Origin of the sequence: Streptomyces sp. NPDC026673 (assembly GCF_040638135.1) — a bacterium.
Classification (GTDB): Bacteria; Actinomycetota; Actinomycetes; order Streptomycetales; family Streptomycetaceae; genus Actinacidiphila.
This window is the reverse complement of the sequence record NZ_JBEZXR010000010.1, coordinates 22,167-35,302: the sequence shown is the minus strand read 5'-3', so window position 1 is coordinate 35,302 and position 13,136 is coordinate 22,167. Positions and strand designations below refer to the sequence as shown.

Annotated in this window: 12 protein-coding genes; 8 read left to right on the top strand and 4 right to left on the bottom strand. The window is 73.2% G+C overall.

Going from position 1 to position 13,136, the window contains the following annotated elements; translation table 11 throughout:
* The first annotated feature begins 196 nt into the window (after positions 1-196).
* From AB0F62_RS10645 to AB0F62_RS10615, 7 genes are all read left to right on the top strand, one after another.
* The gene (locus AB0F62_RS10645; RefSeq protein WP_361795087.1) at positions 197-1,528 is read left to right on the top strand and encodes an epoxide hydrolase family protein; all 1,332 of its coding nucleotides are present in this window, start codon (positions 197-199) and stop codon (positions 1,526-1,528) included.
* 157 nt (positions 1,529-1,685) lie between these two features.
* Positions 1,686-1,985, top strand: a complete 300-nt coding sequence (tatA, locus tag AB0F62_RS10640) for a Sec-independent protein translocase subunit TatA (protein WP_361795084.1) — start codon at positions 1,686-1,688, stop codon at positions 1,983-1,985.
* Between the two features lie 84 nt (positions 1,986-2,069).
* Entirely contained in the window at positions 2,070-2,882 is an 813-nt protein-coding gene (tatC, locus tag AB0F62_RS10635; protein WP_361795383.1) for a twin-arginine translocase subunit TatC, read from the top strand.
* A gap of 60 nt (positions 2,883-2,942) precedes the next feature.
* Positions 2,943-3,356 carry a Sec-independent protein translocase TatB gene (locus AB0F62_RS10630; RefSeq protein WP_361795081.1) on the top strand — a complete coding sequence of 138 codons (414 nt, stop codon included), beginning with the start codon at positions 2,943-2,945 and terminating at the stop codon, positions 3,354-3,356.
* Between the two features lie 96 nt (positions 3,357-3,452).
* Positions 3,453-4,811, top strand: coding sequence for a hypothetical protein (locus AB0F62_RS10625; protein WP_361795078.1), 1,359 nt, complete (start codon positions 3,453-3,455; stop codon positions 4,809-4,811).
* A 5-nt stretch (positions 4,812-4,816) separates the two neighbouring features.
* Positions 4,817-5,599, top strand: a complete 783-nt coding sequence (locus tag AB0F62_RS10620; protein WP_361795075.1) for an endonuclease/exonuclease/phosphatase family protein — start codon at positions 4,817-4,819, stop codon at positions 5,597-5,599.
* Complete coding sequence (locus AB0F62_RS10615) at positions 5,596-6,408, top strand: hypothetical protein (protein WP_361795072.1); 813 nt, start codon at positions 5,596-5,598, stop codon at positions 6,406-6,408. Before AB0F62_RS10620 ends, AB0F62_RS10615 begins: the two co-directional genes overlap by 4 nt.
* Here AB0F62_RS10615 and AB0F62_RS10610 read toward each other — a convergent pair.
* The 4 genes from AB0F62_RS10610 to AB0F62_RS10595 all read right to left on the bottom strand — a co-directional run bounded on the left by AB0F62_RS10610 (position 6,366) and on the right by AB0F62_RS10595 (position 11,868).
* Positions 6,366-6,920: an NUDIX domain-containing protein gene (locus tag AB0F62_RS10610; RefSeq protein WP_361795069.1), complete on the bottom strand. Its 555-nt coding sequence runs from the start codon at positions 6,918-6,920 to the stop codon at positions 6,366-6,368. The two genes, AB0F62_RS10615 and AB0F62_RS10610, sit on opposite strands and share 43 nt — an antisense overlap.
* Before the next feature lie 596 nt (positions 6,921-7,516).
* The gene (locus AB0F62_RS10605) at positions 7,517-8,365 is read right to left on the bottom strand and encodes a GNAT family N-acetyltransferase (protein WP_361795066.1); all 849 of its coding nucleotides are present in this window, start codon (positions 8,363-8,365) and stop codon (positions 7,517-7,519) included.
* A 282-nt stretch (positions 8,366-8,647) separates the two neighbouring features.
* On the bottom strand, positions 8,648-9,697 hold the full coding sequence (locus tag AB0F62_RS10600; RefSeq protein WP_361795063.1) for a hypothetical protein: 1,050 nt from the start codon (positions 9,695-9,697) through the stop codon (positions 8,648-8,650).
* Positions 9,698-9,987: 290 nt separating this feature from the next.
* Positions 9,988-11,868: a transketolase gene (locus AB0F62_RS10595; RefSeq protein WP_361795061.1), complete on the bottom strand. Its 1,881-nt coding sequence runs from the start codon at positions 11,866-11,868 to the stop codon at positions 9,988-9,990.
* A gap of 293 nt (positions 11,869-12,161) precedes the next feature.
* Between AB0F62_RS10595 and AB0F62_RS10590 the strand changes: the two genes are divergently transcribed.
* Positions 12,162-12,764: a GPP34 family phosphoprotein gene (locus AB0F62_RS10590; protein WP_361795058.1), complete on the top strand. Its 603-nt coding sequence runs from the start codon at positions 12,162-12,164 to the stop codon at positions 12,762-12,764.
* Positions 12,765-13,136: the final 372 nt, after the last annotated feature.

Below are 13,136 nucleotides of genomic sequence, written 5' to 3'. Positions count from 1 at the left end.
GGCAGGGTTTCACGGCCACCGCTCATCTCCGCGGACGACCGTGTCGGACCTGGTGCCGGCACCCCGCTCCCGAGGGCGGTCACCCATTCCCCGTGCGACCACCGGCTCCGGGCCGGCCACCGCACCTCCACGGCCACCGCGACGACGCCGGGCCGGCAGCGCTCCACCCCCACATCGACGACCCCAGGAGGTCACCATGTCCGACATCATTCCGGCGCACTCGCGACGGGCCTTTCTCTCCACCTCGGCGGCCGCCGCGTCCGCCGCGGCGATCGGGGGCTCGCTCGGCCTGTTCCCCGCCCAGGCGGCAGCGGCGGCCGGGACGGGAACCGGCCGCGGCCCGTCGGCGGGCGGGCGCATCCGCCCCTTCCGCGTGCACTTCCCGCGCGCGGACCTGGCCGACCTCCGCCGGCGCATCATCGCCACGCGCTGGCCCGAGAAGGAGACCGTCACCGACCAGTCGCAGGGCACCCAACTGGCGACCATGAAGGCGCTCGCTCGCTACTGGGCCTCGGAGTACGACTGGCGGGCGGTCGAGGCGAAGCTGAACTCCTACCCGCAGTTCATCACCGAGATCGACGGGCTGGACATCCACTTCATCCACGTCCGCTCGCGGCACCGGAACGCCCTGCCGGTCGTCATCACCCACGGGTGGCCCGGTTCGATCATCGAGCAGATGAAGATCATCGAGCCGCTCACCAACCCCACCGCCCATGGCGGCAGGGCCTCGGACGCCTTCCACGTGATCATCCCGTCCATGCCCGGCTACGGCTTCTCCGGCAAGCCCACCGCCAAGGGCTGGGGCCCCGAGCGCATCGCCCGCGCCTGGGCCGAGCTGATGAAGCGCCTGGGCTACACCGAGTACGTCGCCCAGGGCGGCGACTGGGGAGCCGTCGTCACCGACCTCATGGCCGTGCAGGAACCCAGGGGACTGCTCGGCATCCACACCAACATGCCCGGCGTGGTGCCGCCCGCCATCGACCAGGCACTCGTGAAGGGCAACCCCCTGCCCGCCGGGACCGTCCTGTCGCACGAGGAGAAGGCGACGGTGAAGCAGCTGGACTTCGTGTACCGGCACGTCTACTACGCCTACATGATGGGTTCGCGCCCGCAGTCGCTGACCGGGCTGGTGGACTCTCCCGTCGGCCTGGCGGCGTTCATGCTCGACCACGACGCGGCCAGCCTGGACCTGATCTCCCGGGCCTTCGCCGGCCACCCCGGCGGACTGTCGCGCGACGACGTCCTGGACAACATCACGCTGTTCTGGCTGACGAGGACGGCGCTCTCCTCGGCTCGTCTCTACGCCGAGAACACGACCTCCTTCTTCGGCGTCAAGGGAGTCTCCCTGCCGACAGCCGTGAGCGTCTTCCCCGACGAGCTCTACCGGACCCCCAAGAGCTGGGCGGAGCGCGCCTATCCCCAGCTCATCCACTACAACGAGCTGCCCAGGGGCGGGCACTTCGCGGCCTGGGAGCAGCCGCGGCTGTTCACCCGGGAACTCCGCGCGGGCTTCCGGCCGCTTCGCTGACCATCGGGCTCGAAGCCGCGCGTACGCCCCCACCCGGGCGGGGTGGCCGGGCAACCGCCTCCAGGCACTCGGCCACCCCGTCCGCGGTGTCCCCCCCACTCCGAAACCACCCCCGTACGACGGAGCCACCGCGCTCCCGACCCGAAAGGCACCCGGCATGTTCGGCAAACTCGGAGCGCCCGAGCTCCTGCTCATCCTCGTCGTCGTCATCCTGATCTTCGGCGCCAAGCGCCTGCCCGACATGGCCCGCTCGCTCGGGCAGTCCATGCGCATCCTCAAGAGCGAGACCAGGGCCATGCGGGAACGGGAGGAGGACACCGCCACCGCGGCGGAGCCGGTCCCCGTGCAGGCCGGTTCCACCGGCCGTACCACCTCCGAGCACACCCCGCACGCCTCGCCGGTACGGCGGCAGGCCACGGTCCACGACCCTTCCCGGGACGCATTCGGGGTGAACTGACCGCTCGGCACCGTCAGTCGCCTGCGAGACAAGAACCGAGGTCCGCTCGTGCTCACCGTCGCAACCCAGGCCCCCCAGGGGCGCATGACCCTGACCGGTCACCTCCGCGAACTGCGCAACCGCCTGCTCAAGGCGACCGGCGCGATCCTCGCCACGACGCTCGTCGCGGGGCTGTTCTACCAGCAGTTGGTCGACTTCGTCATCGCGCCCCTGCCCGGCTGCACCGCCGCCGAGGGGCAGGGACCACCCTCGTCCGGGCGATGCGGGCTGATCGCCACCAACGGTCTCCTGGCGCCCTTCACCCTCGCCCTGAAGGTCTCACTGACCGCCGGGCTCATCGCCGCGAGCCCCGTCTGGCTCTACCAGCTGTGGGCCTTCCTCGCCCCGGGACTGCACCGCGTCGAGAGGAAGTACGGACTCGCCTTCCTCGCCACCGGCATCCCCCTCTTCCTGGCCGGTGCCGCGCTCGCCTACGCCGTCCTGCCGACGACGGCACGGGTGCTGATCTCCTTCACCCCGGACCGGGCCACCAACATCCTGCCCGTCGACGACTTCCTGGACCTGGCCACCCGCATGGTCGTCGTCTTCGGGCTCTCCTTCGAACTCCCGCTGGTCCTGGTCATGCTCAACCTGGCGGGCGTCCTCAGCGCCCGCCGCATGACGGGCTGGTGGCGGCACATGGTCATCGGCGTCACCGTCTTCTCCGCCGTCGCCACGCCCAGCAGCGACCCGCTGAGCATGCTGGCCCTGGCCGGTCCCATCACCGCGCTGTACCTGGCCGCCTGCGGCGTCTCCTGGGTCAACGACCGCCGCCGTGCCCGCGCGGACGCGGCGCGCCCCGGCCCCGACGAGCCCTCGCCACTCCCGGCCCGTCACGAGACCGACAGCGGCCGCTGAGCCGCGCCGGCTCTTGCTCCCGCTCCCGCCCGCGAACCGCAACCGCCCAGGAGGCCACGCATGTTCTTCGACATGGGCCCGCTGGAGATGCTCGCCGTCCTCGTGATCGCGATCGTCGTCCTCGGCCCGGAAAAGCTCCCCAAGGCGATCTCCGAGGCATCCGCCTTCCTCCGCAAGGTGCGGTCGTTCTCGGACACCGCCCAAGCCGGGATCCGCAGGGAACTCGGCCCGGAGTTCTCCGATCTCCGCCTGAGCGACCTCCAACCGCGGTCACTCGCCGAAAGAGCGCTCGCCGGAACCGAGGACGAGGCGGGACTGCGCGAGTTCAAGGCGGCCTTCGACTTCCGGGAACCGGCCGATCAGTCGGACGTGCCGGCGGCGCCGCGGTCCGCGGACCCGAGGCCGCAGCCACCCGCGGAACACGATGTCCGGGTGCGAGGTCGTGACACGCCGCCCGCGGAAAAGTCATACTGAGGCGAGAAATCTCCTGATCGGTGTCCCCGCGATCGTGGATCCGTCCCGCGGTCCCGGGAACGCCGCTTCATGGATGGGGATGTGGGGGGAGTCCGCATGGCCGTCCGTCAACTTCAAGCCGCGACACCGGACTCCGACCCCCCTGCACCGCCCGCCGAGCACCCTCGCGGCACGCTCGGGCTGATCCGGCTCGCCCGGTACGGCCCGCTGGCGGCGGGATACGCGGTGTTCCAGTCCCTCTTCGGCGTGCTGCCGGAGGACATGTCGGGTGGGGTGGCCCGCTACGCGGTGTCCGGACTGGCAGGGGTGTCCGCCGGGCTGATGGTGCTGGTCGCCGCGGTCCTCGCGCGGCGCCGCAGCGAGCAGCAGACGACCGTGCCCACCGCTGCGGCCGCGGCGGGGCGGTCCCCCGTCGGCGACTTGACCACGCTGATGGAGGGAACGACGGCCACGCTGCTGCAGTGCCGGTCCACGCACGACGACCCGGACAGCGGGCGGCTCACCGGCTGGCCGCACTTCCTGGAGGGCGGAGAGGCCGGTGAGCGGCCCACCGCGATCGGTACCGCCTACGGCCTGCACCTGACCCTGGAACTCGCCCGCCCGGACGGCCGGTTGGACGCGCCCGCGCTGGTGGACACGTTGTGGCGGTTGCGGCTCGCCGACGGCGGGTGGGCCGCGCGCACCGGTGTCGGGGTCAGCCGGCCCGAGGTCAGCGCGCTGGTGGTCGGAGCGCTGAGCCGGGCCGGCTTGGGCGCCGACCGGCTGGCGGACGCGGTCGGCGCCCTGGAACGGATGGTGGCACCCGGCGCCGACCCGGACGGCCTGTCGCGCACCTATGTGGCGACCGCCGTCCTCCGCGGCCTGGTCCGGGCCGCCCCCGCGTCCACCCGACTCGCCGCCCTGCGGGCCGCGCTGGTCGCCGGCACCCTGCGCGACCCCGCGCGGGACGACCTGCTGTGCTGGGGACACTGGCTGCCGGACGGCACCGGCCATCGCCGCCCACCGCTGCCGTCCCAGGCGCACACCGCGTACGCGGTGGTGGCGCTCACCCGGGCCGCCGTGGTGCTCGGCGAGGACAACCAGGCCCGGCTGGCACGGCAGCAGGGCATCGACTGGCTCACCCGATGCGAGAGTCTGGACCACCAGACCGAACACCTGCGGCGCGCACTGCCGGAACCCGCCCGGGGCGTGGACCACATCGTCGTACGCCACTTCACCGCCGCCTGGGTGGCCAAGGCACTGCTGGGCGCGGGCCCGGACGTCTTCCCGGGGGACCCCGCGGGGGAGGCGCGCCTGCGGGCGCGGTTGTCCGATGCCGTGGCCCGGGTGCGTGCCGCGGAGCGGGACGGCGTCTGGGAGTGGGACGACGACCGGGAACGGCGGCCGATCTGGATGACCTACCAAGGTCTCGCGGTGCTCCGTGCCTACGCCCTGGCCGGCACGGGAGGGGTGTGATGGACATGCCCGGGAGGCCCCCCGGAACACTCGCCCGGGAGTCCACGACCTTGCGCGTCGTGGGATGGAACATCCGCGAGGGCGTGCCGCTGCACGATCCCGGTCGCCCGGTCGCCGAGGCCCTGGCGGCCGACATGGCCGGATTCCGTCCCGACGTCCTCGCGCTCCAGGAAGTGGCGTTCACGGAGGGGGACAGGTCGCCGCTCCTGGAGGAGGTGTCCCGGACCCTGGGTCTGCCCCACCGGCTGACCTTCCCCTACTCGCCGGCGATGCACCTGCCGGGGGCCCGGGCGGGGTTGGCACTGCTGGCGCGGCAGCCCTGGCGGGCCGAGGCGCGCGCGCTCCTGCCCAATCCCGGACTGCGGCAGCCCACCCCGCGCGGCGAGATCGTGAGCTGGGACAAGGGCGTGCTGTTCGGCCGGCTCCGGCACGGGGCGTCGGAGGTCTGGGTGGGCAATGTCCACCTGCACCCGTTCCACCTGTTCGGCGCGGCGGCGGAGGACCCCGTGGCCGACGGCGTGTGGAAAGGCCTGGCCGAGTTCGTCCGGGCGCTGCCCGAAGGGCCTCTCCTGCTCTGCGCCGACCTGAACACCGAACGCAGGGACCTGCTGCTGGACCGGCTGCCGGACCGCAGGCTCACCAGCGCCATCACGGCGGGGACCTCGCGGATCGGCATGGCGGTGGACGACGTGCTGCTCGGTGCGGGGCTGGATCTGCGGCGCAGTTCCGTGCGCTACGGCTTCTCCGACCACGCGCTGTGCATGGTCGAGTTGGAGGTGGCGCCATGAGGACGATCCGCACGGTGGCCGGGATCCTGGACCGGCGCCTGGGCGCGGGGGCCACGGGAGCCCACCGGTCTGCCGCGCAGGAGGCGTTGGAAGCCATGGGCGAACTCCTCGACGCGGACCTGCTGGCGCCGCTGCTGGACGAGCTGGCGGCCGAGGCGGACAGCCGCCAGGACGCCGCGGCGCAACGGGCCGGGCTCTCCTACCGGCACGCCCTGGGCTTCGACAAGGTCATGCTGCTGGTCGGCCGCCCGGCGTACATGCTGCGCGCTCACGTATGGCGGCCCCGAACCGCCGTCGCCGGCCCCGGCCCCGGCGGCACGACGTCGCCGGGCGGGGGCACGGAACACATCCACAACCACCGCTTCGGTTTCGCCTCGGCCGTGCTGCGCGGCGAGCTGCGCATGCGGCTCTACACCGCCCAGGGCGTGCAGGGCGGCCCGGACGCCACCGGGCGCGCGGAATGGGAGGCCGGCACGGCGACGGAGGTGACGGCCTACGAGGAAGAGGTCACCGCCGGGGACACCGAGTGGCTGATCCGGCCCGTCGGTTCGGCCCGGCTGCGGATGTCGGCGGATCTGAGCCTGACCGCGGGGAGCCGCTACTGCCTGGACGCCGGACAGCCGCACCAGGTGGTGCAGAGCCGGGGACCCGGCTCGGCCACGCTGTTCCTGGAGACCGTGGCCCTGCGGTCCCGGACCGATGTGTACACCGAGCCCGGGAGACCGGCTCCGGCCAGCGTCGTGAAGCGGCCGCTGAACCTCGCCGACTACGCCTGCGAGCTCCGGCGGTTGAGCGGGTTGCTCGCCTGAGCGGCGAGTGCCTGCCGGATGGTGCCCAGGTTGTGTTCGTCCAGGTCCGCGTGGTCCAGGTCCGCCGTGGCGAGCCAGCGGTACTCCTGGTCGGGTTCGGGGAGCACGATCTCGAAGTCGAGCGGACGGATCAGGAAGTTGGACTGGACGTTGCACACCACGCGTCCGTCCCATTCGCTGACGAACGAGCGTTCGCCCGCCGCGCACACGACCTGGCCCGCCAGCCCGGTCTCCTCGTGGAGTTCCCGCAGCACGGCGACCTCGGTGGACTCCCCGGCGGCGATCTTGCCGCAGGGCACACCCCAGATCCCGGGCAGGAACCTTTCGGTGAGGCTGCGGCGTACCACCAGGACGCGGCCGTCGTGCAGGACGACGGCCGCCGCGAGCCGGTTGCGGTCGCTCGGGGCCGATGGCTGAGGCGTGGCCGATGTCGATGGCGATGTCGATGTCGAGGAGAAGGTCACCGGGAGCCCTCCGGGATGTTCGGCCCTGGTCTCGTTGTTGGCGCGCATCCGACCCCGCCGTTCGCAGCCGGGCGCCGGCAGGGACCTGTCTGCGGTAAATCCTGCCCATTGTGCGTGTCGTCCGGTTTGCAGGCCGCGGAACATCGCGTGTCGATCGCGTTGTCCTTCCTCCGGAGCGCGCTCTGCTCCGAATGCCGAATGCCGAAGCGTGCACCGGCGCCAGTGACGGCCGCCGTGTCGTCCCACGTCTGTTGCGCCCCGGTGGCGTCCGCGGACTCAGCGCGATGGCGGCCCGGTCCGTTCCGCGGTCTTCCCGGGGGTGGTCGGGTCAGTGATACCGCATCGGGGCCGGATTCGGCGCGGATACGACAAGAAAGCCCGGCCGGTGGGGACACCTTCGCGCCACGCCGCCGGGCCCGGAGGGCCCCACGTATTGTGCGGCCCGCGGGGTGGCGTCCGCTTCGCGGACGAGGGTGCCGAAGCTCTCGCCCATCCGGAGGCGTGCGCCGCAAGGCGGCGAGGGCATCGCGGCGTTGCGGCCTGTGCCCGCTCCGCGGGGAGCGGGCACAGGCCGTTTCGCGAGGGACGGCAGACGGAAAGAGGCGGTACGACCCGGGCGCGCCAACGGATTCGTGCGTCCGGCGTCACGCCTCGGGGGACGCCTGCCAGATCCAGTTGCGGCGTTCGTAGGCGACCTCGAAGCCGAGCCGGAGCATGTTGTGCAGCGAGGAGTTGTGGGTGCCGGGCGCCTCGGCGCCGGTCTCCGCGACCAGGACGCGGCAGCCGAGTTCGCGCGCCTTCCTCGCCCGGGCGGCCAGCAGCGCGGTCTGGCCGCCGCGCTTGCGTGCGTGCGGCAGCACCGCGCCGGCGAACATCTGAGCCGTCTCACCGCGGACGTGCATCGTCCCGGTGCCGACGATCTCCCCGTCCAGCCAGGCCGCGAACGGATGCCACCCCGGCGTGCCGGCCGAGGCGGCGGTCATCTGCGCGTAGTGCTCCTCGGGCATGCCGAAGGCGCGGGTCACGACCGCTCCCCATTCCCGCGCCCGCTCCGGCTCCAGCGGTGCGACGCGCATCCCGGCCCCGGGCGGCTCCACCGCTTCGGCACGGGCGACGGCCTCGTCGGCCGGGCAGACGAGTTTGACCCAGGACGACCCTTCGGTGATGCCCTCGCGGCCGCGGATGTCGTCCCAGTCCCCGGGCAGGAAGGCGGGCGCGATCTGGATGACGGCCCGCGGGTTGTCCTGCGAGCGGTAGAAGTCGCACACCTCCCCGATCACGTCGGCCGTGACAGGGGTGGTGACGCCGAAGCCGAGTGCCTTGCTCCAGTACGTGGTGGGGTCGTTGCGCATCGACAGCACGACCCCGCCGCCGATCCGGGCGGCGGTCATCCCGAGCGCCTGCCGTACGGACTCGGGCGCTGCCGTCTCGAACCGGAACATCGCCTCGGCCTCGGACTGCTCCGTGACCGACGGGGGGACCAATGCGTTCATGAGGGGTCTGGCTCTTTCTCTGGTGCGTCTCGCCCGCGGGCCGGAGTGGCGACCCCGGCGGAGCCGCGCGCGGATCATATATCGACGAAGCGACAGACCGGATGTGCCCGGGGCCCCGCCCTCGGCGCTGTCCTTGTCGTCGTCGGGCGGCGCCTAAAGCGCGCGACAGGAGGCGGGTTCCCGTCGCCATGAGCTGCCCGCCACGACGACGGGCCCACCGGCATCGGCCGGTGGGCCCGTCGTGGTCCGCTTCGCCGAGTCGACGCCCGGATGGCGCCGGCGTCAGACGGCGACGCGCACGCGCTGCTTGGCGGCGCTGACGACGGCCGGGCGCTGGAGATGCCGCTTCTCGTAGTCCATCGCCTGCCGGGCGAGCAGGGCGTCGGCGTTCCGCAGGCGGGCCGTGATCTGGTCGGAGTTCATGCGGTCGTAGCCGGGCCACGGCTCGTCGCCCCGCAGATTCTCGATGGCGTTGAGAATGCCGACCCGGTCGCCATGCGCCCGCTCGTGGTCCTCGATCACGGACAGCTCCACCTGGGAGAGTTCGCGCAGCCGCTCGATGATCTCGGGAACGGCGAGCCGGTCGTAACTGGGGAGCGGCAGCTTCTGCTCCCGGGGAGCCGCGTGCTGGACGCGCTCGGCCATCCACGAGACGGGCGGCATCCCGCGGACCGCCTCGGCGGCGGAGTGGGCCGTCCGCCGTCCGCCGGTCCAGGCGGCGTGCCGCACCCGGTCGACGGCTCCGGCCACCGCGTGGGCCGCGGTACGGGCGAGACCGCCGTCGTGGTTCTCACCGGCCGCCGCGGCGACCGCCAGCGCCTGTTCCTCGATGCAGGACTCCAAGGTGCGCAGGAGTTCCTCGTCCTGGCGGCGCAGCACGGAGAGCAGCGCCGCGGCCTTCTCGTCCTGGGCGAGGCCCGCGATGCTCTCCCCGGCCCGGCAGGCCGCCAGCGCCCGGGCGGTGGCGGTGTACTCGTCCTCGGTGTTGCGGAGCACCTGGTGCTCGCCGGTCGGCGGCCGTCCGGGCAGGACCGCGCGCACCATCCGGGCCCCGGCGTTCACCGGGAGCAGGGCGACGCGAACGGCGTCCGCCGAGGCCGTCTGGACCATGTCCCCGGTGTCCCGCAGCAGGCGGCGCGGGCGGATGCCCCGGACGTGGTCGCCGATGCGGGTGATGTGGCTCTGCGTCTGCGCGGCATGACGTTCCAGTGCCTGCCGGTGCGGGCCGGCGGGCGTGACGGCCATGTCGGCCCTGAACCGGTCGACCACCGCGGTGTGTGCCTTCCGCACGTCCTCCAACGCCGGAAGGAGCGCATCCGTCGTCACTGTCATGCCGTACTCCCTCGTGGGGTGTCGTCGGCGGCCGATGAGGCCGCCGTTCCTGCGACGGGGCCGCCCGGTGGGGCGGGCACCGGCACCAGCCTGAGCGAAGCGCCTGAAGATCGCCCGGTGGGGCGGCCCCGCCGATCGCGGACGGCACCGGTTCCGGTGCGCCTTCCCGCGGCGGGGACCGGCTCGCCGGCCCGGCGCTCCGGGGTCGCGTGGATGGGGCCGCCCGGGTGACGGCGCTCCGGGTCCGGCGAGCCGCCTCCCGGGGAGGAGCGCGCCGGGGAGGCCGCGCGTCAGCGTGCCGCAAGCCGTTTGGCGGCCTCGGCGATGTGGGTGCGGGAGATGCCCGCGGCGTCCAGGAGTTCGCTCGCGGTGCCGGAGCCGGGCAGGTCGCGAACCGCCAGGTGGACGACGGCCGGCGATGCGCGCCGTTCGGCGAGGGCGGACAGGACCGCTTCGCCCAGGCCGCCCTCGGGGTGGTGGTCCTCCGCGACGACGAAGGCACCGGTGTCCCGCGCCGCCCGGGCCAGGGTCTCGGCGTCCACGGGCTTGACGGAGTACAGGTCGAGCACCCGGGCCGGGATGCCGTCGGCGGCCAGTGCCTCCGCCGCGGCGAGGCACTCGTGGAGCGTGATGCCGGCGCCGATGAGGGTGACCCGGTCGTCGTCGGAGGCGCGCAGGGTCTTGGACCCGCCGACGGGAAAGGTCTCGTCGGGCCCGTACAGGACGGGGTAGGCGCCGCGGGTGGTGCGCAGATAGGAGATGCCGGCGAGGTCGGCCTGGGCGGCGGTCAAGGCGGCGGCGGAGGTGGCGTCGCCCGGGTAGAGCACGGTGGACCCGTGGACCGAGCGCATCATGGCGAGGTCCTCCACGCCCATCTGGGACGGCCCGTCGGCACCGATCTCGACACCGCAGTGACTTCCGGACAGGGCCATGGAGATCTGCGAGATCGCGGCCATCCGGATGAAGTCGTGGGCGCGGGTGAGGAAGGCGGCGAAGGTCGCGGCGTAGGGCCGGTAACCGCGCACGGCCATTCCGACCGCCGAGGCGATCATCTGCTGTTCGGCGATGTAGGTCTCGAAGTACCTCTCGGGATACGCCTTGGCGAAGTCCTCCGCGTGGGTGGAGTTGCCGACCTCGGCGTCGAGGACGACGACATCGGGGCGGGCCCCCACGGCGACCAGGGCCTTCCCGAAGGCCACCCGCGTCGCGACCTCGTCGCCTACGCGGAAGCGCGGCAGCTCCACGGCGGCGTCGGCGGCGGGCGCGGGACGCTGCCCGCCCTCGGGCGGCCGGGGACCGCGGACGGTGAGGTGGCGCACCCCGCCCAGCTCGGCGACGGCGCGCTCGGCGAGGTCGGCGGGCAGGGGCTTGCCGTGCCAGCCCTCGGCGTCGGCGACCTCCGAGACGCCCTCGCCCTTGACGGTCCTGGCCACGATGACGGTGGGTGCCCGGCCGTCGGCGGCGGTGTGCAGCGCCTGGTCGATCGCCTTGAGGTCGTGGCCGTCCACGACCAGGGCGCGGCAGCCGAAGGCCTCGACGCGGCGGGCGTAGGCGTCGGTGTCCCAGCCCAGTTCGGTGGGCCCGCGCTGGCCCAGCCGGTTCACGTCGATGATCACGGTGAAGTTGGCCAGCCGACGCTGCCCGGCCTTGTCCAGCGCCTCCCAGACCGAGCCCTCGGCCATCTCGCTGTCGCCGCACAGCACCCACACCCGGTACGGCTGGTGTTCGAGGTCGCGTCCGGCCAGGGCGATGCCCACCCCGTAGGCGATGCCCTGGCCCAGCGATCCGGTCGCCACGTCCACCCAGGGCAGGACGGGGGTGGGGTGCCCCTGGAGGCGCGCGCCGAAGGTGCGGTACGTGGTGAGCAGCTCGCGCTCGTCGACGGCTCCGGCGGCGTGGAACATCGCGTACAGCAGGGGCGAGGCGTGGCCCTTGGAGAAGATCAGGTGGTCGTTCGCCGGGTTGTCCGGCTCCTGCCAGTCGTACCGCAGATGGCGCGCCATCAGCACGGCCATCAGGTCGGCCGCGGACAGGCTGGAGGTGGGGTGCCCGGAACCGGCCTCCGTGCTGGCGCGCACGGAGTCCACGCGCAGCTGCTGGGCGAGCTCGAAGACCTGGTCCAGGTCGGTGTCGGGTCCGATCAGGCCGGTGGCGGCGTTCTGGTCCGTCATGACGGATCCCTTCTGCGCACGGGGGAGGGGTACCTGATGCCTGGTACCCGGCACGGGCGCAGAGGCGCGCGGCGTTCACCGGGTTTCGTCCGTATGCCCGGAACCGTCCGCCGCGGCCCCCGGGCCGCGCACGGCCGATCGGGAGGACGACGGCCGGTTCCTCCCGCAGGAGGACGGCCTGCCCTGCGGGCACTCCCGGACGCGACCCGGAGCCGCCACCGGCCGCGTCGGCGTCGGGGCCCCGCCGCGCGGCGACGTATCGTCACCTGACGATGTCTGCGACGGGAGCCGTCATGACCACACCGCGGGACCTGCTGATCGTCACCATGGACGCGGAACCCAGCCCTCCTGTGGAGGAGGGCGACCTGTCACTGGCGCTGGCGGGGGCCGAGGTGGTCGATCTGCTCGCCACCGGAGCCGTCACCCTTGACGGGGACCGTCTCGTACCGGGTCCCGGAGCGCCCACGGGGGATCGGCTGCTGGACCTGGCCGCCTCCCTGCTCGTCGCCGAGGCGCCGTACGAGTCGGTCGAGGACTGGCTGTGGCGCCGGGGCCGCGATCTGTCATCGGCCTACCGGGACGACCTGCGGGAGGCCGGGCAGACCACCATGGAACGTCCCCGCCGGCGGCCCTGGGCGACGGGACGACCGGTGCTGGCCGACTCTCCCGCCCGCGAGGAGGCCGTGGGCCGCTGGCGGTCCGGGGAACCCGTCCTGGTCGCCCTCGCCTCCGCCGCCGGGGTTCCGGCGGGCCCGGAGGCACGGACGGCGGGTGTGGACGACGACGCGGTGGCGACCGTGCTGGCGGCGGTCAACGACGCCGTGGAGGAACTGCAGACGGTGCGGCAGCGGCGTTCGATCGAGAAGGCGGCTTTCGACAACATCTGGCGAGCGTGACGGCGGCCCCGGGGATCTTTGCCGCAGCCGTCGTCGGCCGCGAACAGGCACATCGCGGATGAATCCGTAATAATTGTGCAAAATCCCGGAAGGTAGTGACGGAGGGCTTTCTCATGACACGAGGAGCCGACGGCTTGCCCCACCACCCCGCTCCCCGCGCCAACCCGGCCCTGGCCCGCGACTGCGGCGCATGCCTCGGCTGGGGAACCGTGATCACCGACCAAGGCCGGCACGAACTCTGCCGGAGCTGCCAAGACCACCGTCCTCCCTCCGCGCCCGGCAGGGCGGCGGTCGTCCGGGCGGTACGCCTGCGACCCGGCGCCCGCTACACCTCTCCGCGGTGAAACCCCGGCAGCCTCGGCGGCGGACGTC